Source organism: Aeromonas sp. (assembly GCF_051657805.1).
Classification (GTDB): Bacteria; Pseudomonadota; Gammaproteobacteria; order Enterobacterales; family Aeromonadaceae; genus Aeromonas.
The window spans coordinates 1-18401 of record NZ_JBOFLJ010000059.1; the positions used below are offsets into that span (position 1 = coordinate 1).

At 62.8% G+C, this 18401-nt stretch carries 19 protein-coding genes and 1 rRNA gene; 10 read left to right on the forward strand and 10 right to left on the reverse strand.

What is annotated here, in order from left to right; all coding sequences use genetic code 11:
• Nucleotides 1-93: ribosomal RNA gene (rrf, locus tag ACRCYW_RS17960) — 5S ribosomal RNA — on the forward strand; the annotation flags it as partial.
• A 104-nt stretch (nt 94-197) separates the two neighbouring features.
• Here rrf and ACRCYW_RS17965 read toward each other — a convergent pair.
• From ACRCYW_RS17965 to ilvY, 3 genes are all read right to left on the reverse strand, one after another.
• Entirely contained in the window at nt 198-2768 is a 2571-nt protein-coding gene (locus ACRCYW_RS17965; protein ID WP_438551383.1) for a bifunctional acetate--CoA ligase family protein/GNAT family N-acetyltransferase, read from the reverse strand.
• Nucleotides 2769-2858: 90 nt separating this feature from the next.
• Entirely contained in the window at nt 2859-3047 is a 189-nt protein-coding gene (locus ACRCYW_RS17970; RefSeq protein ID WP_438551384.1) for a hypothetical protein, read from the reverse strand.
• Nucleotides 3048-3162: 115 nt separating this feature from the next.
• Entirely contained in the window at nt 3163-4050 is an 888-nt protein-coding gene (gene ilvY / locus ACRCYW_RS17975) for an HTH-type transcriptional activator IlvY (protein WP_438551385.1), read from the reverse strand.
• 186 nt (nt 4051-4236) lie between these two features.
• On the opposite strand from ilvY, the gene ilvC reads away from it, so the two are divergent.
• On the forward strand, nt 4237-5718 hold the full coding sequence (ilvC, locus tag ACRCYW_RS17980; RefSeq protein ID WP_438551386.1) for a ketol-acid reductoisomerase: 1482 nt from the start codon (nt 4237-4239) through the stop codon (nt 5716-5718).
• Nucleotides 5719-5897: 179 nt separating this feature from the next.
• Here the strand turns inward: ilvC and pgi are convergent, their stop codons facing one another.
• Nucleotides 5898-7547, reverse strand: a complete 1650-nt coding sequence (pgi, locus tag ACRCYW_RS17985; RefSeq protein WP_438551387.1) for a glucose-6-phosphate isomerase — start codon at nt 7545-7547, stop codon at nt 5898-5900.
• A 420-nt stretch (nt 7548-7967) separates the two neighbouring features.
• On the opposite strand from pgi, the gene ACRCYW_RS17990 reads away from it, so the two are divergent.
• A complete protein-coding gene (locus ACRCYW_RS17990) occupies nt 7968-8156 on the forward strand; it encodes a holin (RefSeq protein WP_438551388.1) in 189 nt (62 codons plus the stop codon).
• A gap of 125 nt (nt 8157-8281) precedes the next feature.
• Here ACRCYW_RS17990 and ACRCYW_RS17995 read toward each other — a convergent pair whose 3' ends face one another.
• From ACRCYW_RS17995 to coaBC, 4 genes are all read right to left on the reverse strand, one after another.
• Nucleotides 8282-9118 carry a mechanosensitive ion channel domain-containing protein gene (locus tag ACRCYW_RS17995; protein WP_438551389.1) on the reverse strand — a complete coding sequence of 279 codons (837 nt, stop codon included), beginning with the start codon at nt 9116-9118 and terminating at the stop codon, nt 8282-8284.
• Nucleotides 9119-9362: 244 nt separating this feature from the next.
• Entirely contained in the window at nt 9363-9959 is a 597-nt protein-coding gene (slmA, locus tag ACRCYW_RS18000; RefSeq protein ID WP_005323760.1) for a nucleoid occlusion factor SlmA, read from the reverse strand.
• Nucleotides 9960-10029: 70 nt separating this feature from the next.
• On the reverse strand, nt 10030-10488 hold the full coding sequence (gene dut, locus ACRCYW_RS18005; RefSeq protein WP_438551390.1) for a dUTP diphosphatase: 459 nt from the start codon (nt 10486-10488) through the stop codon (nt 10030-10032).
• Between the two features lie 143 nt (nt 10489-10631).
• Nucleotides 10632-11834 carry a bifunctional phosphopantothenoylcysteine decarboxylase/phosphopantothenate--cysteine ligase CoaBC gene (coaBC, locus tag ACRCYW_RS18010; RefSeq protein WP_438551391.1) on the reverse strand — a complete coding sequence of 401 codons (1203 nt, stop codon included), beginning with the start codon at nt 11832-11834 and terminating at the stop codon, nt 10632-10634.
• Nucleotides 11835-11976: 142 nt separating this feature from the next.
• Between coaBC and radC the strand changes: the two genes are divergently transcribed.
• The 6 genes from radC (at nt 11977) to ACRCYW_RS18040 (ending at nt 15636) form a co-directional block, all read left to right on the forward strand.
• Nucleotides 11977-12651 carry a RadC family protein gene (gene radC / locus ACRCYW_RS18015; RefSeq protein ID WP_349920329.1) on the forward strand — a complete coding sequence of 225 codons (675 nt, stop codon included), beginning with the start codon at nt 11977-11979 and terminating at the stop codon, nt 12649-12651.
• A gap of 137 nt (nt 12652-12788) precedes the next feature.
• A complete protein-coding gene (gene rpmB / locus ACRCYW_RS18020; RefSeq protein WP_005307492.1) occupies nt 12789-13025 on the forward strand; it encodes a 50S ribosomal protein L28 in 237 nt (78 codons plus the stop codon).
• Nucleotides 13026-13036: 11 nt separating this feature from the next.
• The gene (gene rpmG / locus ACRCYW_RS18025) at nt 13037-13204 is read left to right on the forward strand and encodes a 50S ribosomal protein L33 (protein ID WP_005323752.1); all 168 of its coding nucleotides are present in this window, start codon (nt 13037-13039) and stop codon (nt 13202-13204) included.
• Between the two features lie 89 nt (nt 13205-13293).
• On the forward strand, nt 13294-13749 hold the full coding sequence (locus tag ACRCYW_RS18030) for a hypothetical protein (protein WP_438551392.1): 456 nt from the start codon (nt 13294-13296) through the stop codon (nt 13747-13749).
• A 25-nt stretch (nt 13750-13774) separates the two neighbouring features.
• The gene (gene mutM, locus ACRCYW_RS18035) at nt 13775-14587 is read left to right on the forward strand and encodes a bifunctional DNA-formamidopyrimidine glycosylase/DNA-(apurinic or apyrimidinic site) lyase (RefSeq protein ID WP_438551393.1); all 813 of its coding nucleotides are present in this window, start codon (nt 13775-13777) and stop codon (nt 14585-14587) included.
• A gap of 113 nt (nt 14588-14700) precedes the next feature.
• Nucleotides 14701-15636, forward strand: a complete 936-nt coding sequence (locus tag ACRCYW_RS18040; protein WP_438551394.1) for a VirK/YbjX family protein — start codon at nt 14701-14703, stop codon at nt 15634-15636.
• A 37-nt stretch (nt 15637-15673) separates the two neighbouring features.
• Here ACRCYW_RS18040 and coaD read toward each other — a convergent pair whose 3' ends face one another.
• Nucleotides 15674-16156: a pantetheine-phosphate adenylyltransferase gene (gene coaD, locus ACRCYW_RS18045; RefSeq protein WP_438551395.1), complete on the reverse strand. Its 483-nt coding sequence runs from the start codon at nt 16154-16156 to the stop codon at nt 15674-15676.
• A 233-nt stretch (nt 16157-16389) separates the two neighbouring features.
• Here coaD and ACRCYW_RS18050 point away from each other — a divergent pair, with 233 nt between their 5' ends.
• Nucleotides 16390-17436, forward strand: a complete 1047-nt coding sequence (locus ACRCYW_RS18050; RefSeq protein WP_438551396.1) for a glycosyltransferase family 9 protein — start codon at nt 16390-16392, stop codon at nt 17434-17436.
• A gap of 96 nt (nt 17437-17532) precedes the next feature.
• Here ACRCYW_RS18050 and ACRCYW_RS18055 read toward each other — a convergent pair whose 3' ends face one another.
• Entirely contained in the window at nt 17533-18321 is a 789-nt protein-coding gene (locus tag ACRCYW_RS18055; protein ID WP_438551397.1) for a glycosyltransferase family 2 protein, read from the reverse strand.
• Between the last annotated feature and the right edge of the window lie 80 nt (nt 18322-18401).

An 18401-nucleotide genomic window follows, 5' to 3' on the forward strand; every position in this document is an offset into this window, starting at 1 on the left:
AACCACCTGATCCCATGCCGAACTCAGAAGTGAAACGCGGTAGCGCCGATGGTAGTGTGGCATTCGCCATGCGAGAGTAGGACACTGCCAGGCACCCAATTGAAGAAGCCCGCTCATCTGAGCGGGCTTTTTTATTGGCTGAAATTTATCATTTTTACGCTATAAATCCCTGCCTTCCCACCATTTTACCGATCATGTTAGCTCTGCTCTCCGCAGGGTAGCAGCATATTCACGACCCCGTCCTCTAGCTGGATATCGATCTGGAAACCCAGCCGCTTGGCCAGGTTGATCATGCCGCGATTGCTCGGCATGGTCATGCCGGAGAGCTGACCTATGCCGCGTTCGCGGGCGTAACGGGCGATCTTCTCCATCATCAGCTTGCCGAGACCCATTCCCTTCAAGTCGGAGCGCACCAGGATGGCAAATTCCGCATCGGCGAGATCCGGTGTGGAGATGGCCCGCACCACCCCCAGGATCTGCTGGTCGAAGGCGCCATCCTGGCCAACGGCGACGAAGGCCATCTCCCGGTCGTAGTCGATCTGGGTCATGCGGGCCAGCTCTTCATGGCCCAGCTCCCCAACATCGGCGAAGAAACGCTTGTACCTATCTTCATCGGAGACCTGGAGCACGAACGCCTTGTGGGCGGGCTCGTCTTCCGGCCGGATCGGGCGCAGCAGGACATGGCTCTGATCCTTGAGCCAGGCGCCCTCTTCCAGCTCGGTGGGATAGGGGCGGATGGCCAGTGGCAGCGCTTGCTGGCCTTTTTCCATCAGCACCAGTCTGGCATCCAGGATCACCATCTCCTCGCCGCAGGCCTGCAGCGGATGCAGGTCCAGTTCCTGGATCTCGGGGAAGGCTAGCAGCAGCTCCGACAGCTGGCACAGCACCTGGCCGAGCGCATCCATATCGAGCCGCACGGGGGTGGCCTGCTCGCGGATCTTGCCGCTCTTGAGGGCGCCGATGATCTGGTCGCGAGCCAGCGCCTGGTTCAGCGGCGGCAGAGCCGCGACCATCTGGTGTGGCTCGGCGCCGGATTCCCCGAGCAGGATGACGGGGCCGAACACGGGGTCCTGTTGCAGGCGAATACGCAGTTCCAGGCCGCCGCTGCGGCGTGCCATGCGTTGCACCAGCAGGCCTTCTATACGCGCGCCCGGATCGTGTTGGCGTACCCGGTCCAGGATGGCATCCGCCGCCTGGGCTACCTCGGCCGAGGTGCGCAAGTTCAACATGACACCGTGAACATCGGATTTATGGGCAATGTCCGGGGAGCGCAGTTTCACCGCCACCGGGTAGCCTATCTGCTCTGCGGTCAGGGCTGCCTCGATGGCGTCCGAGACGATCCAGGTCGGCAGGGTGGCGAGGCCGGCGGCCTGCATGATGGGTTGGGCCAGATGGGTATCGAGTACCCTCTGTTTGCGTTCCTGCGCCTGGCGGATCAGCTGCTGGCAACGCTCGACATCGAGTCTTCCCCCCTGCAGGGAGGCGGGCGTCTCCATCAGCTGCTTCTGGTTGCGGCGATATTCCACCATGTGCATGAAGGCGGCGACGGCGCTCTCCGGGGTGCGATAAGTCGGGATCCCCGCCTCGTTAAACAGGCGGCGGCCCTCCTGGGCAGAATACTCTCCCGCCCAGTTGGTGAGGATGTTGAAGCGCCTGGCCCTGGGGTGCTGCTTGATGAAGGTGATCAGGTTATCGGCCAGGGTGGCGCCGCGGGCGGTCAGCGAAGGGGCGTGGATCAGCAATATGGCGTCGGCCTTGTCCCCTTGCAGCAGCTCGTCCAAGGTGCCGCGATACGCCTCTATGTCGGCGTCACTGCCGATGTCCAGCGGTGCCATGGCCAGCTTGCCACCGCGCTCCAGCAGCACGTCGGCGGCCATGTTGGCGAGGCCACGGCCATTGGAGAGGATGGCGAGCCGCTCCCCCTTGAGGGTCAAGGAGTGGCTCAGGGTCTCGACGGTGGCGAACAGCTCGTGGGTGTCCCGCACCCGTAGCATGCCGGCCCGGCGGATGGCGGCGTCATAGACGTTGTCGAGGCCGTTGGTCGGATCGTGGCGGCCGCTCTTGAGCACCAGGATCGGCTTGTTGCGCGAGGCTGCCCGTGCCGCCGAGAGGAAGTGGCGCGCATCGTGCAGCTTGTCCATGTAGATCAGGATGGCGCGGGTGGTGCCGTCGCGAGAGAGCTGATCCAGCAGCTGGCCGAAGTCGATGTCGCAGTGATCCCCGAGAGACACGAAGGCCGAGAAGCCGAGTTCACGCTGCTTGGCCCAGTCGAGAATGGTGGTGCTGACCGCCGCGGATTGGGACAAAAAGGCCACTTGCCCCGGGGTGGCGGCGATGGGGGAGAAGCTGGCGTTGATGCCCTGACCCGGCAGCAGCATCCCCATGCTGTTGGGACCGAGCAGGCGGATACCGTACTGGCGGCAGAGCCGTTTCAACTGCAGGCGATCCTCGGCCGGAAACTGGGCGGCCAAAATGATGGCGGCACCAGCTCCCTTCATGCCGAGCTCCTCGATGATCCCCAACACCCGCTCGCGTTTGGTGCAGACGATGGCGAGATCGGGCGCGAGCGGCAGGCTCGGGATATCGGGATAGGCGAGCACGCCGGCGATGGCCTGGCTGTGGGGGCTGACCGGCAGTATGGGGCCCTTGAACTGGCCCGCCAGCAGGTGTCTTATCACCACCTGGCCGGCCTTCTGCGGATCGCTGGAGGCGCCGATGACGGCGATGGATTGGGGTTTGAAGAGCCGGTCCAGGCCGCTTGGTTTCATGGGCACACCTCTTGGCTACCCCCGGGACGAGGGTGACGGATGGTGCCAGTCTAATACGCTTTTTGAGTGCTTACTGTGACCCATTGCGGATCACGACCGGACTAGGGCACTGGCGCGCAGATAAAACCTCAGCTCCCCCTGTATGCGCCGCACCGTGGCCAGGTGCTTGTCCTGCACATAGATCTCCTGCTCCCTATCGAGCTTGCAGCGGCTGACCCCCAGGCTGTGGAGGTACTCTTCAAACAGATGGGAACCCTTGATCTCGACAAGATGTTGCATGGCGCGCTCCTTCTTCGCAGGCTGGTCACGTCGCGTCAGTCTCTTACCTTCTTTGCCGCTTTCATACTGATACATTTGACACTGGTATTGTGGCGTAAATGAGCTGCCCATGGCTTCAGCGGCCCCCTTGGCCGCGGGCCGTGTCCCAGAAGGCGCGGATCAGTGGCTCCTCCAGCCGTTTCTTGAGCACGGCGATGCCCACATCGAACGGTTTGAGCGCCGGTTTGGGCTCGACGATGCGCACCTTGTCCCCCATGGGGCTGTGATCGATCACCGCCGCAGGTACCAGGCCTACCCCGAAACCGAGCGCCACCATGGCGACTATGCCCTCGTTGCCGGCGACCTCGGCGTAGATGTTGGGGGCTATGCCCTTGTTGCGCAGCCACTGATCGCAGCGCTTTCGAGCCAGCCCTTGCTCGGAGAGGATGAGGGGCATCCGCTCCCAGTCCGGCGCGCCATTGTGGTACCAGTGGGCGGGAGGCGTACTCCTGGGGGCGATAAACACCAGGGGCACCTGCTGCAGGCTGGCGAATTCCAGCTTGGCGGAGAGCGCATCGGGGCGCGCGGCGATGGCGAGATCCGCCTCGTCCGCCAGTATCTTGTCCACCGCCAGCGCAGGGTCACCGGTCTCGAGTTTTATTTCGAGTTGGGGATAGCGGCGACGAAAGCGTTCAAGCACCTCGGGTAGCAGGAAGTAGCTGGCGGTGACAGAGCAGAACACCCGCAGCCGCCCCTGCAGAGGCTCATCGCTGCGTCTGAGCTCCTGCTTGAGTCGCCGCCACTCCTGCAGCAGGCTGCCGCCGAACTCCCGCAGCTTCTCGCCGGCGGGGGTGAGCCGCACGCTGCGGTTGTCCCGCTCGAACAGCACGCAGCCGGTCTCCTGCTCCAACCGCTGGATGGCGCGGCTCAGGGTGGAGGGGCTGACCGCCATGGCGTCGGCACTCTTGCCGAAGTGGAGAGAGTCGGCGAGGTGGAGAAACAGCTCGAGATTGCGAAGATCCATCTTTCAATTCCTGCAGCGGCGGCCGCCGATGTGGGGGGAGAAATCGGTGAGGTTGCGCAGAATCATCTTTCAATTCTTGCAACGTACTGTTTCGAATATATCAGTTCAGGCAATAAGTGTCCCGCGCTATAGTGGTTTCGACAACGCCGTCATCCGGCATGGAATCAATCGAACGGAGCAATCACCATGGCTAATTATTTCAACACCCTGAACCTGCGTCAGCAGTTGGCCCAGCTGGGCAAGTGTCGTTTCATGCAGCGCGAAGAGTTCGCTGACGGTTGTGCGGCGCTCAAGGGCAAGCAGGTGGTGATTGTGGGTTGTGGCGCCCAGGGTCTGAACCAGGGGCTGAACATGCGCGACTCCGGGCTGGATATTTCCTACGCCCTGCGCAAGGCCGCCATCACCGAGAAGCGCGCCTCCTGGCAGAAGGCCACCGACAATGGTTTCGTGGTCGGCACCTATGAGGAGCTGATCCCCGCCGCCGATCTGGTGCTGAACCTGACCCCTGACAAGCAGCACTCCGACGTGGTCAAGACCGTGATGCCGCTGATGAAGCAGGGGGCGGCCCTGGGCTACTCCCACGGCTTCAACGTGGTGGAAGAGGGTCAGCAGATCCGCTCCGACATCACCGTCGTCATGGTGGCGCCCAAGTGCCCGGGTACCGAGGTGCGTGAGGAGTACAAGCGTGGCTTCGGCGTACCGACCCTGATCGCGGTACACCCGGAGAACGATCCCCAGGGCGAGGGCATGGCCATCGCCAAGGCCTGGGCCTCCGCCACCGGCGGCGACCGTGCCGGGGTGCTGGAGTCCTCCTTCGTGGCGGAAGTGAAATCAGACCTGATGGGCGAGCAGACCATTCTGTGCGGCATGCTGCAGGCCGGTTCCCTGCTGTGCTATGACAAGCTGGTCGCCGAGGGCACAGACCCGGCCTACGCCGGCAAGCTGATCCAGTTCGGCTGGGAAACCATCACCGAAGCCCTGAAGCAGGGTGGCATCAGCCTGATGATGGACCGTCTGTCCAACCCGGCCAAGCTGCGTGCCTTCGAGCTGTCCGAGCAACTGCGTACCCTGATGCGCCCGCTGTTCGAGAAGCACATGGACGACATCATCGCCGGCGAGTTCTCCCGTGGCATGATGGCCGACTGGGCCGAAGACGACGCCAAGCTGTTTGGCTGGCGCGAAGAGACCGGCAAGTCTGCCTTCGAGAATGCCCCGGCTTTTGCTGGCAAGATTGCCGAGCAGGAGTACTTCGACAATGGCGTGGTCATGGTGGCCATGGTCAAGGCGGGTGTGGAGCTGGCGTTCGAGACCATGGTGGCTTCCGGCATCTATGAGGAGTCCGCCTACTACGAATCCCTGCACGAGCTGCCGCTCATCGCCAATACCGTCGCCCGCAAGCGCCTGTACGAGATGAACGTGGTGATCTCCGATACCGCCGAATACGGTAACTACCTGTTCGCCAACGCCGCCGTACCGTTGCTGCGCGAGCACTTTATGCCGACCCTGCAAGCAGGGGACCTGGGCAGCGGCCGCGCCGAGCCGAAGGCGGTGGACAACCTGGCCCTGCTGGCCGCCAACGAGGCGACCCGTAGCCACCCGATCGAAGCGATCGGCCATACCCTGCGCGGCTACATGAAGGACATGAAACGTATCGCCGTCGGCGGTTAAGCCTTAACGAACAGGCATGAGGAGGGGCGGGGATGACGATCCCCGTTACTGGCTGGCTTAGACACCTGGCCGGATGTCCGAATCGTGCAGCCGTCAGCTTGGCCGCAGACGATCGTGACCGGCAATAAAAAAGCCCCGCTCAATGAGCGGGGCTTTTGCATTCAGGAAGGCGAGAGAACTCAGGCTTTCCAGGCTTTCCAGGTGTTGATGAGGCCATTGGTGGAGCAGTCGTGGCTGGTGACGGCCGCGTCTGTGGTCAGCTCCGGCAGTATCTTGTTGGCCAGCTGCTTGCCCAGCTCCACGCCCCACTGATCGAAGCTGAAGATGTTCAGGATGGCGCCCTGCACGAAGATCTTGTGCTCGTACATGGCGATCAGGGCACCCAGCGTCTTCGGGGTCAGGCTCTTGAACAAGATGCTGTTGGTCGGGCGGTTGCCTTCGAACACCTTGAACGGCACCAGGTCTTTAACCTGCTCCAGCGTCTTGCCGGCGGCCAGGAACTCGGCCTCGACCTGTTCCTTGTTCTTGCCGAAGGCCAGGGCCTCGGTCTGGGCGAAGAAGTTGGCCAGCAGTTTCGGATGGTGGTCGCCGATGGGGTTGTGGCTGATGGCAGGCGCCAGGAAATCGCAGGGGATCAGCTTGGTGCCCTGGTGGATCAGCTGGTAGAAGGCGTGCTGGCCGTTGGTGCCCGGCTCACCCCAGATGATGGGGCCGGTCTGGTAGTCGACCTTGTTGCCGTTGCGATCGGTGAACTTGCCGTTGGACTCCATGTTGCCCTGCTGGAAGTAGGCAGGGAAGCGGTGCATGTACTGATCGTACGGCAGGATCGCCTCGGACTCGGCACCGTGGAAGTTGTTGTACCAGAGGCCAATGAGCGCCAGCAGCACGGGCACGTTCTGCTCGAAGGCGGAGGTGGCGAAGTGCATGTCCATCTCGAAGGCGCCTTGCAGCAGGGCTTCGAAGTGCTCGAAACCGAGGGACAGCGCGATGGGCATGCCGATGGCGGACCAGGAGGAGTAGCGACCGCCGACCCAGTCCCAGAACTCGAACATGTTGTCGGTATCGATGCCGAACTCGGCCACGGCCTTGCCGTTGGTGGAGAGCGCCGCGAAGTGCTTGGCGACGTGGGCCTTGTCACCGGCGATCTGGATGAACCAGTCGCGGGCGGTCAGGGCGTTGGTCATGGTCTCCTGGGTGGTGAAGGTCTTGGAGGCCACCAGGAACAAGGTGGTTTCCGGATCGATCTTCTTGAGCGTCTCGGCGATGTGGGTGCCGTCGACGTTGGAGACGAAGTGCATCTCCAGGTGATTCTTGTAGGGACGCAGCGCCTCGGTGATCATGACGGGGCCGAGGTCCGAGCCGCCGATGCCGATGTTGACCACGTGCTGGATCGGTTTGCCGGTGTAGCCCTTCCACTCGCCACCGATCACCTTCTCGCAGAAGCCCTTCATCTTGGCCAGCACGGCGTTCACGTCCGGCATCACATCCTTGCCATCCACCAGAACCGGACGATCGGAGCGGTTGCGCAGGGCGGTGTGCAGCACGGCGCGGCCTTCGGTCATGTTGATCTTGTCACCGTTGAACATGGCGTCGATGGCACCGCGCAGATCGGTCTCCTTGGCCAGATCGATCAGCAGACCGAGTGTCTCCTCGGTGATCAGGTTCTTGGAGTAGTCGACCAGGATGTCGCCACCGAAGGTGAGGGAGAACTTGTCGAAGCGCTTGGGATCCTGTGCGAACAGATCCTTGAGACGCGTCTCTTTGTGCGCCGCGAAGTGGGTTTCCAGCGCCTGCCAGGCCTGGGTCTGGGTTGGATTGATGTTTTTCATAGGATTATCAGTCTTCCACGTTGTGTTTGAACCCTGCAGGCAAGGCTCCCGCCAAACCTTATTATTCGAGCACTATACCGGGCCCATTATACCGAGCCCATTGTGCGGCTCGTGTAACAGAGCATTACCAATTGTCTGTCATCGAGGGAGTTTACAACCAAAACGCGGTGATTATGAGTCAGCAAAGCCGCCGGGATCTTGCGTTTGCGCATGCTTCACCCGTCTTGGCGGTGGCGAAAAGGCTTTCAGTTCTGGGCTGGGGAGGATTGGCTCCCATTCCCGTAAAGCACTCCCGGCAAGACATCTTTTCGCCTGTTTTATGCGCAAACGCAAACTTGCTCCGTCCGGAGCCGGTTACTATTTGCCCGGATGGACGATTCTCCCAGGGATGGCCACTGTTGTTGGAACGAGGAGATCGACATGAAACGCGTATTGTCCCTGTTTGCCCTGAGCCTGATCGCCACCGGCCTCATCGGCCTGCTGACCCTGGCATTGACCACGGCTGCCCCGACCCTGGAGATGCGGGTGCTGGCGGCGATGGGGGCCGTGCTGGGGGGTTATGTGCTGGTGCAGCCGCTGCTCAACCGGGTGGCGCGCCGGCTGGCCTGAGTGCGGCCCGGCCGCCGGCTGATCCGAGCTGAATCCGATGCCGGCCGGGTGGCCGGTTTTGTGGCCGAACGCCAGAAACGACAATGCCAGCCCGAAGGCTGGCATTGTCGTCATCAGATCTGCTATCAAGCCTGGGGCTTTTGCATGTGCATGACCATCTGGGGGAAGGGGATCTCGACGCCTTCGGCATCGAACGCCAGCTTCACCTTCTCGTGGAAGTCGAACCAGACGCCCCAATAGTCGGCGGTCTTGACCCAGGGACGCACCACGATATTGACCGAGGAGTCCGCCAGGGCGGCGACGGCGATGGTGACGGCCGGATCCTTCAGGATGCGGGCCTCTTCATTCACCAGACGCTCCAGGATCTGCTTGGCCTTGCGCAGATCCGAGCCATAGCCGATGCCGAAGGTCATGTCGACCCGACGGGTGTCCATGCGGGAATAGTTGACTATGGTGCCGTTGAGGATGGCGGAGTTCGGTACCACCACCATCTTGTTGTCGGCGGAGGTGAGAGTGGTGGTGAACAGCTGCACGGCCTGCACCACGCCGTTGGTACCAGCCACCTCGATGAATTCACCGGCCTTGATGGGACGGAAGATGATCAGCAGGAAACCGGCGGCGAAGTTGGAGAGGGACCCCTGCAGCGCCAGACCGATGGCCAGACCGGCGGCACCTATGATGGCGACGAAGGAGGCGGTCTGCACCCCGACCCGGCCCAGGGCCGCGATCACCACGAACACCAGGATGGTGTACTTGAGGATGCTGCCGACGAAGTGGGTGACAGTGGTGTCCAGCTTGCGGGTGTGCATCACCTTGGTGACGCCACCGCTGATGATATTGGCGGCGATGTAACCGACCAGCAGGGTGAGCAGGGCGGCGGCGATGTTGACCGCGTACTCGATGATCAGTCCCTGGTTGTTGACCAGCCAGGTCTGCGCTTCTGTGATGATCTCGGGTTCCATAGGATTTCCTGTTGGTGTAAAGGTTTATGGCGCGTGAATCTAACACTGGAACGCGACAGCTTGGGTCGCATCTGGTGCTCACCCGTTCTTTTTTGCCACAAAAAACAAGGGAGGCCAAGGCCTCCCGCTTCGCACCCACCAGTATGGCTCAGCCTGGCAGCAAGGAGCTGCCCATCGACGGCCACCGATCCTCAAACCCCGTGATGGGACTGGGCGGTTGCCGTGGTCGCTTCGCCCCTCTGACTCAGCTTTGCAGCAGCTGGCTGCGCATAAACTGCCACTGATCTTCGAAGCCGGCGGTGGGCTTGAGCTTGAACTCGGAGCGGACGAACTGGCTGATGCGGCCTTCGGCGTAGGCCAGCAACAGGTTGGCCAGCATGGTCTCGTCGAGCTGGAAGCCTTGACCCTCCCGCAACCGCTTCTCCCGCAGCGCCTGCTTGAGCTGGGTCTCCAGCTTGTCGAACAGAGCGCTGATGCGATCCCGCAGCCGGTCATGCTCCCCCAGCAGGGCGTCGCCATTGAGGATGCGGGTGATGCCGGGATTGCGCTCGGCGAACACCAGCAGCAGCTGCAGGATGTGATGGCAGCGGGCCATGGTGTCCTTCTCTTCGGCCATGATCAGGTTGACCCGTGACAGCAGGGAATCCTCGATAAAGTCGATCAGCCCCTCAAACATCCGAGCCTTGCTGGGAAAGTGCCGATAGAGCGCCGCCTCGGATACGCCCACCTCGGCCGCGAGGCGGGCGGTGGTGATGCGCTGGCCCGGGCTGGTTTCCAGCATATGGGCGAGTGCCTGCAGGATCTGATCGCGCCGACTCTGTTTCTGGTTACTGCTTGCCATGGATTCCCCTAAAAAAACAATGGCTTGATTCCGTTATTAGGCACAGGCCCAAGGGGCCCGTGTGGTCTTGTTATTGGCGACCAGAAGAACCAAACCCGCCTTCACCCCGTTCACTCTGGTTGAACTCGTCGACCAGCTGGAAGCTGGCCTGCACCACCGGCAGGATCACCAGCTGGGCGATGCGCTCGCCGGGCTGCATGGTGAAGCTGTCGTTGCCGCGGTTCCAGACCGAGACCATCAGCTGACCCTGGTAGTCGGAGTCGATGAGACCCACCAGGTTGCCAAGCACTATGCCGTGCTTATGGCCCAGACCGGAGCGGGGCAGTATGGTGGCGCACAGGCCGGGATCCTGGATGTGGATGGCCAGGCCGGTCGGTACCAAGGTGGTGTCACCCGGTGCCAGGATCAGGGGGGCATCCAGCAGGGCGCGCAGATCCATGCCGGCGGATCCCGGGGTGGCGTAGGCAGGCAGCGGGAAGTCGGTGCCGATGCGGGCATCCAGGATTTTCAGTTCAATTTGTGTGTTCATGAATCGCTTTTCAATGAGATCGCACTGTGACGATCGAATGGAACAGTGAATTTTGCTGCGAGAGCTGGTGCAGGCTGCGCCAGCTCTCGCTGAATCGGTTTGTCGGGATCGCGAAGGGCGATCGGATCGCTTGGCGCCGCTGCTCAGGAGCGATAGTGGCGCGCGATCAAGGCGATGAGATGACGGGCCAGCGTCAGCTTATCGGCAAGGGGCAGCGGGGCTTGACCCCCTTGCCAGAACACCGTCAGGGCGTTGTCATCGGCATTGAAGCCCTGGCCCGCGCGGGACACGTCGTTGGCGGCGATCATGTCCAGCCGTTTGCGTCGAAGTTTGTCGAGGGCGTATTGTTCCACATCCACGGTTTCGGCGGCAAATCCGACGGTGAAGGGCTTGTCTGCCAGCGCCCCCACGGCGGCGATGATGTCCGGGTTCTTGACCAGGGTCAGCGCCATCCGGTCGTTGTCGCCCGTCTTCTTGATCTTCTGCTCGGCCACCCGTTCGGGGCGGTAGTCCGCCACGGCGGCGCAGCCGATGAAGAGATCGCACTCGCCCACCCGGCTCATCACCGCCTGATGCATCTGCTCGGCGCTCTCCACATCGACTCGCTCCACCCCTTGCGGCGTGGCCAGAGCGACTGGGCCACTCACCAGGGTCACCTCGGCGCCTGCCTCACGGGCGGCGCGGGCGATGGCGTAGCCCATCTTGCCGGAGCTGTGGTTGCTGATGTAGCGCACCGGATCCAGCGCCTCCCGGGTCGGGCCGGCGGTGAGCAGCAGACGGACGCCGGCCAGCAGGGGGTCGGCGGCGAGCTGCTGGCAGCAGCGCTCCACCAGCTCGAGGGGATCCAGCATCCTGCCCGGACCCACGTCGCCGCAGGCCTGGCTGCCGGAATCCGGCCCCCACAGCAGGATGCCACGGCCGGCCAGGGTCTCCAGATTGGCCTGGGTGGCGGCGTTGCGATACATCTGCTGGTTCATGGCGGGGGCCAGCGCCACGGTTGCCGGGGTGGCCAGACAGAGGGTGGTCAGCAGCTCGTCCGCCATGCCGGCGGCCATGCGGGCCATCAGGTTGGCGCTGGCGGGGGCGATCAGCACCAGATCGGCCCATTTGGCCAGCTCGATGTGGCCCATACCCGCCTCGGCGGCCGGATCCAGCAGGCTGTCGGCGACCGGATGACCGGAGACGGCCTGCAGGGTCAGCGGGGTGATGAACTCCTTGGCGGAGCGGGTCATGACCACCCGCACCTCGGCCCCCTGATCCTTCAGGCGGCGTACCAGCTCGGCACTCTTGTAGGCGGCGATGCCACCACTGACACCCAACAGGATGCGTTTATCGGCCAATCTCATCTGCACCATCTCTTGCGGTTCAACTGGTCGGCTAAGATACCACAGGCTGGGGATGACGACAGAGGCTGACATGGGGGAGTTGTGCTCGGGCTCCCGCGATTTTTTGCTATGTTTTTCCTCAACAGCCTGCAGGGAGAGACAAATGAGCATCAAGGAGTGGCCCGAGGACGAGCGCCCCAGAGAGAAGCTGCTGCGGCGGGGAGCCGGGACGTTGTCCGATGCGGAGTTGCTGGCGATCTTCCTGCGCACCGGGGTCAACGGCCTGAGCGCGGTGGATCTCTCCCGCCAGTTGCTGCAGCAGTTCGGATCGCTGAGGGCGCTGCTCGGCGCCGAGCAGCGGGTCTTCTGCGAGGCATATGGGTTGGGGCCTGCCAAGTATGCCCAGCTGCAGGCGGTGCTGGAGATGGGCAAACGCCATCTCGCGGAGCAGTTGCAACGGGGGGAGGCCCTCACCTCGCCCCGGCTGACCCGGGACTATCTGCAAGCTCAGCTGCGGGATCGGCCGCGGGAGGTCTTTGCCCTGCTGCTGCTGGATAACCAGCACAGAGTCATTCAATTCGTCGAACTTTTTTACGGCACCCTGGACGCGGCGAGCGTCTGGCCCAGAGAAATCGTGCAGATCGCGCTCAAACATAATGCAGCCGCCGTGATTCTGGCGCATAATCACCCGTCCGGCGTGGCCGAGCCCAGCCGGGCCGACCGCCAGATCACGGATCGTATCCTGGCCGCACTGGCCCTGGTCGATATCAGAGTGCTGGATCACTTGGTGATCGGTGACGGCATCACGGTTTCTTTTGCAGAGCGTGGTTGGCTATAAACTGGGCTCTGGCACTGTATTAGTTGATCTTTGATCACGGATGCTGTATAAAATGCCGCCTTCTGTTTGCCCCGCAATCGAAGGCCAGCGGGGCAGATATTTGCTCGAGCAATGAAGTAAGATTTGGAGAGACTGACATGTCTAGAGTATGCCAAGTAACCGGCAAGCGCCCGGCAGTTGGTAACAACCGTTCGCACGCTAACAACGCTACCAAGCGTCGTTTCCTGCCGAACCTGCACACTCACCGTTTCTGGGTTGAGAGTGAAAAACGCTTCGTGAGCCTGCGCGTATCCGCAAAAGGCATGCGTATCATCGACAAGCGCGGCGTTGAAGTGGTTCTGGCTGAACTGCGTGCCAGCGGCGTTAAGGTATAAGGAATTAGATCATGGCTAAAGGTATTCGCGATAAGATTCGCCTGAACTCCAGCGCCGGTACTGGTCACTTCTATACCACTACCAAGAACAAGCGCACCATGCCCGAAAAAATGGAGATCAAGAAATTTGATCCCGTTATTCGTCAGCATGTGATCTACAAAGAAGGCAAAATCAAGTAATTACTTGAATTTGCTTAAAAACCCGGCCTTGTGCCGGGTTTTTTTATGGCCGCAATTCAGTACACTGCCGCTTCAAAGGGAGAGTTGCCATGTTCAAATTGAGCCGCAAAGGCTGGAATAACGTGATCATAGTGGCGGTGCTGATCGTGATTACCCTGCTGCACCGGCTGGATCAGGCCCAGCAGGAGAACAGCGCCAAGCGGTCACGCCCCCTGCTGCCGGAGGCCGCCGTGGTGTTGACCTGGCAGGGGCCGAGCTGGCAGATAGAACGCATCGGTCAGGGCTGGCGCAGCGGGCCGGATCTCGGGCTTGGCAGCGATCAGCTGGCCGCCCATATCGAGGCCTGGCAGGGCTGGCTGCTGCCCCCCGGCCAGCCGGTGCGCGGCAACCCCGTCAGTCTCAAGATCTGGGTCGCCGGCCAGAGCGATCCCATCGAGGTGGGGCTCTATCAGGACAACGGCAAGTTTGCCGCCCTGCTCCCTCCCTCGACCTGGCTCGAGCTGAGCCCGGAGCAGTACCGCAACCTGCTGCGGCCCACCCCCTGATCCACTGTTAGCGCGAGAGTCACTTATGCCTGAATTACCGGAAGTCGAAGTCAGCCGCCAGGGCATCTCTCCCTGGCTCACCGGCATCAAGGTCACCCGGGTGGTGGTGCGGGACGGTCGGCTGCGCTGGCCGGTGCCCGGGGAGATCCAGGAGCTGGTGGATCTCACCATCCACAGGGTCAGCCGCCGTGCCAAGTACCTGCTGCTGGAGACCGATTTTGGCACCGCCATCCTGCACCTGGGCATGTCCGGCAGCCTGCGGGTGCTGGACATCGGCACCCCGGCCGAGAAGCACGACCATGTGGATATCGAGCTCGCCAACGGCAAGCTGCTGCGGCTCAACGATCCCCGCCGCTTCGGCGCCCTGCTGTGGACCCGCGAGCCGGCGGAGGCGCACGCCCTGCTGGCCAAGCTCGGCCCCGAACCCCTCACCGATGCGTTCAGCGCCGACTATCTGCGGGAGCGGGCCAAGGGGCGCAGCACCGCCATCAAGACCTTCCTGATGGACAATCACGTGGTGGTGGGAGTCGGCAACATCTACGCCAACGAGGCGCTCTATGCCGCCGGCATTCACCCCAAGCGAGCGGTGGGCAACATCAGTGCCGAGAGGCTGGGGACCCTGGTGGCCGAGATCAAGCGGGTGCTGGCGGCGGCCATCGTGCAGGGGGGCACCACCCTCAAGGATTTCACCAGCGCCGACGGCAAGCCGGGTTACTTCGTGCAGCAGTTGCAGGTCTATGGCCGTGGGGGTCAGCCCTGCTTCCACTGCCACACCCTGCTGAGCGAAATCCGCCTTGGACAACGAACGACCGTATTTTGTTCACATTGCCAGCGGTGATGGGCACTATTTTTCGCTAAAACGGCGATGTTGTAAGAGAGTATTGCCAGTCTGTTGAGAATTTGACCGCTCATTTCTAGTATCTCGTCCGTTCAGGCAAGACGAGATGAAAAATGACAACAAAATCAATAGACTGGGATCATTTGTCCCGGCAGGGGCACTTTTGTGCCCAAAAAATGGCCCGCTACCTCTACCCCGAGGAGAGCGCCCGCAAGACCTTCAATCGCACCAAGTTTGTGCTGCGCAGCCTGCTCTATCGCACCCAGCTGAGCCGGGTGTACGAGCTGTTCCTGACCGAGCCGCTGAGGGCGCTGCCCGCTCACTACCCCGAGCTGCTCGACAAGCCGATGCGCCCCTATCGCTTCGCCTGCTCCACCGTCAGCCAGCGGGCTGCCATGGTGGAGGATCATTATCGTCTGCTGCTGGCTCGCTACCCGGCGCTCATCGAGCAACTCTATCTGGGGGAGGGGATCGAGCTGGGGCGTTTCCCCCAGCACGACTACCGCATAGTGCTGCGCCATGACGGCACCTTTCGCCGGGAGGCCGAGCTGGCCCTCTCCATCGTCAACGAACGGGGTGAGCGGCTCTATAGCTGCGCCTTCTCCCTGGCCGGCAGCGATGCCGAGCTGGCGGTGGTGATCGGTTCGGTACAGGGACCCGAGCCCTGTGTCCATCAGCCCCAGGAACAGGTGCGGGCGCTGACCAAGGCCGGCCATGGCCTGAGGCCCAAGTCGCTGGTGGTGATCATGGTACTGGCGCTGGGGCAGGCCATGGGGGCGAGCCGGGTCACGGCGGTGCGGATGAAGGCGCACATCTATCAGGCCAGACGCTACAGCAAGCGCAAGAAGGCCTGCCTGCAGGCCGACTATGACGAGTTGTGGCAGGAGTTTGGCGCCGTCGATCAGGACGAGAACTTCGTGCGGCTGCAACCGGCGGGGCGCACGCCGCTGGAGGAGGTGGCCACCAAGAAGCGAGCCATGTACCGGCGTCGCTACCAGTGGCTGGATGAGCTGGCGCTGGCTTGCCAGCAGGCCCTTGCCCGCGACTGAGCGGAGAAGATCAACCAGGGAGGCGAGCCTCCCTGTTTCATTTTCCGAGCTTGGCGCCTATGGCCTTGGCCACCAGGGGGGCGACAAACTGGTGGATGTCGCCGCCGTGCAGGGCAACTTCCTTCACCAGGGTGGAGGAGATGAAGGAGTTCTCCGCCGATGGGGTGAGGAAGACGCTCTCCAGTTCCGGCATCAGGTGGCGGTTCATGTTGGCGAGCTGGAATTCGTACTCGAAGTCCGAGACGGCGCGCAGCCCCCGGATCAGCACGTTGGCCTGGTGAGTCTTGGCGAAATCCACCAACAGGCCGGAGAAGCCCACCACCTTGACGTTGGGCAGGTGTGCCGTCACCTGCTGGGCAAGCAGGACGCGCTCCGCCAGATCGAACAGGGGGCGCTTGCTCGGGCTGTTGGCGACCCCGACCACGACCTCGTCAAACAGCCTGGCGGCCCGCTCGATCAGATCGGTGTGGCCGTTGGTGATGGGATCGAAGGTGCCTGGATAAATTACCTTGTTGGTCATGGCGCTGATTCCTGCAGCCGGGAAATTTGGTCGCATTATAGGGGCAGTTGCGGGGTCGCCGCGACTGGGATGGCCGGAGTTTTGTGCGGGATCTGGCGTGTGATGGCCCCTTTGGCAGCCCAAATTGGCCTGAGAGAGCCGCATCGCTTGAGAATAGCCCGCCATCAGGCAAGAATACCGGCACCGCGCAGCAAGCCATCCTGCATTGGTGACAGGAGGCAAAGGGATTTTTTATGAAACGCATTCTGGTAGTACGCAATGACAAGATTGGTGACTTCATGCTGGCCTGGCCGAGTTTCGCCATGCTCAAGGACTCCATGGATTGTCATGTGACTGCCCTGGTGCCCGCCTACACGGCGCCCCTTGCCCGCCTCTGCCCCTGGATTGACGAGGTGATCCTGGATCCGGGCGCCCGGGCCGACAAGGAGCAGCAGCGTGCCCTGCTGGCCCGCATCAAGGCGGCCGCCTTCGACGCCGCCATCTGCCTCTTCTCCAACACCCGCAACGCCAAACTGGTGTGGAAGGCGCACATCCCCTACCGGCTGGCACCCGCCACCAAGCTGGCTCAGGTGCTCTACAACCAGCGCCTGGTCCAGCGCCGCTCCCGCTCCCAGAAGCCGGAGTATGAATACAACCTGGATCTCATCCGCCGCTTCCTCGCCGACCAGCAGCTGAGCGCGGTGGAGCCCAGCGCCCCCTACCTCAGCTTCGATGCCGCCTGCCTGCAGCAGGTGCGTGAGCAGGTCGCCACCCGCCTGAAACTGGATGCCAGCCGTCCCTGGCTGATGGTGCACGCGGGCAGCGGCGGCTCGGCCAACAACCTCTCCATCCCGCAATATGCCCGCCTCATCATCAAGCTCAACCAGGCCTGCCCCGAGCTGCAGTGCGTGCTGACGGCGGGGCCGGGGGAGGAGGGCAAGGCCGAGCAACTGGCGGCGGAGCTGCTAGCACACGGTGGCAACGGCTGGATCTACCGCTCCGACGAGGGGCTGCCGAAGTTCTGCCAGGTGATGGCCAATGCGGCCCTGTTCGTGGCGGGCAGTACCGGGCCGCTGCACATCGCCGCAGCCCTGGATGTGCCGACCATAGGCTTCTTCCCGGGTCACCGCTCCGCCACTCCGCTGCGCTGGCGCCCCCTCAACAGCGAGGGCCGTCACCTGGCGTTCAGCCCGCCGGAGGACAGCGATCACCCGGAGGACATGAGCCAGCTCGATCCCAAGACCATGGCGGCGGCGATCGCTCGCTGGGCTCCCCCCTTCTGGCAGACAAAAAACGGATGAATGCAAACAGGGCCCGTCATGGGCCCTGTTTTTTTAGGTGTGGCAGCATGGTGTGCGGTCTCTTGCCCGCCGCGCCGCCGCCGTCTGTGTGGCGGCTTACTTACCCGCCTGTTTCGGCGCCTGGGGTTGCTGGCGGATCCAGAGGTCGGCGTACTTCACGAAGGTGGAGTGGGCGGAGAGGATGGCCAGCAGCAGCCCCTGCTTGCCGTCGAGGAAGCCCGCTTTGAGCAGGTACATCTTGAGGAAGCAGCCCAGTGCATGGACCAGCCCCTGGCCGAGGGAGCCCTTCTTGCCGCGGGCGGTGCGCTGATCGGCCCAGGCCCTGGCATAGCCGGCAGACTTCACCAGGTAGTGCTCCAGATCCCGGTAGGTGAAGTGCAGCAGGTCGCCGTGCAGGTTGACGATCTTCATGTTGGCGCGTACCTCCACCTTCTCGTGTACCAGGGCCTCGTTGTAGCTGGTGAGCGCCTTGGGATAGAGCCGCAGCACCCGGTCCGGATACCAGCCGCTGTGGCGGATGAAGCGACCGAACACCCAGGAGAGGCGCGGGATGGAGTAGATGGTCTCCTCGGCCGGGTTGGCCATGACGGCGGTGATGGCGGCCTTGAGCTCGGGGCTGAGGCGCTCGTCCGCATCCAGCCACAGCACCCAGTCGGATTGCACGTGGGACTGGGCGAGGCGGCGCTGGCGACCGAAACCCGGCCAGTTGGCGTTGACGAAGAAGCGGGCGCCGTATTCGGCGGCGATGGTGGGGGTCTCATCCTGGCTGCCGGAGTCGAGGATGACGATCTCATCCACCAACTCCCCGAGGGAGGCGAGGCAGGCGCGCAGGTTGTCGGCTTCATTCTTGACGATCAGGACGGCCGCCAGGGTCGGTTTGTTCACGGGTATGGGCTCTCGTTGGCGCCCGGCTGGCGGGCCACGGTCAAATTGGGGCCCATTCTAGCCTAAAACCGCGGCCGGGG